Below are 1067 nucleotides of genomic sequence, written 5' to 3'. Positions count from 1 at the left end.
CCGGGCTCCCAGTCGGGCGCCTGCGCGGCCAGCAGCGTGGTGGCCTTGTCCCAGTCGTAGAGGTCCTCGGTGCGCATCGGCTCCCGCCACGCGGCCAGGCCGGCCGAGTGGCTCATCAGGTGGCTGACCTTGACGTCCTGCTTGCCGTTCGCCGCGAACTCGGGCCAGTAGCGGGCCACCGGCGCGTCGAGGTCGAGCTCGCCGCGATCGGCGAGCAGCAGGGCGACGAGGGCCGTCACGGTCTTGGTGGTGGAGTAGACGTTGACGATCGTGTCGCGGCGCCACGGACGCGTGCCCGCCGCGTCGGCGAAACCGCCCCACAGGTCGACGACCGGCTCGCCGTCGACCGTCACGCACAGGGCCGCACCCAGATCCACCCCCGTGGCCAGGTTGCTCTCGAACGCCGCCCGGACCGGCGCGTACTCATCCCGGACGAACCCCTGCACCGTTTCCACGGACGAAGTTCAGCGTGGTGTCACCGTGATGGCAAAGCGTTTTCCCGGATTCGGGCCCGGGGTCGCCCGGATCTTGAGTGGACGATCCGGGTGGCGCAGCGCCGGGCGCCACTCCCGCAGCAGGGCCGCCATGGTGGCCACGGCCAGGACCTCGGTCATGCCCGCGCCCAGGCACGTGTGGCCGCCCACCGAGAACGGCGCGTAGACGCCCGCCCGCCGCGCCGCCGCGAAGTCGCGGTCGATGTCGAAGCGGTCCGGCGCCGGGAAGTGCTCGGGCATCTGGTGCGGCACGGACGTGGCGACCAGCACCCGGGTGCCCTCCGCGATCCGGTGCCCGGCGAACTCGAACGACCGGGCCGCCGTCCGCGTCGACCCCGGCGCAGGCGGGTAGACCCGCAGCGTCTCCAGCACCAGGCCGTGCAGCGCCGGCATCTCGCGCAGCCGCCCGTACGTGAGCTCCCCCGCCATGGCCTCGGCCGTCACCCGCTCCAGCAGCGGTGGATCCCGCAGCAACGCCGACAGCATGAAGCTGTAGAGATAGGCGACCGTGTTGATGCCGGCGAAATATCCCTGCAGGGCCATGCCCGCGCGCACCTCGAGCGGGTACGGCTC

2 protein-coding genes are annotated in these 1067 nt (G+C 72.4%); both read right to left on the bottom strand.

Annotation, left to right across the window (positions count from 1 at the left end):
• The coding region (locus AB0M20_RS45395; RefSeq protein ID WP_364307871.1) for a serine hydrolase domain-containing protein at positions 1–455 on the bottom strand (455 nt) is incomplete at its 3' end.
• Between the two features lie 9 nt (positions 456–464).
• On the bottom strand, positions 465–1067 hold a 603-nt coding region (locus AB0M20_RS45390), incomplete at its 5' end, for a cytochrome P450 (protein WP_364307869.1).

It is taken from the genome of Actinoplanes sp. NPDC051633, from assembly GCF_040681735.1.
Classification (GTDB): Bacteria; Actinomycetota; Actinomycetes; order Mycobacteriales; family Micromonosporaceae; genus Actinoplanes.
This window is presented reverse-complemented; position numbering and strand designations above follow the sequence as displayed.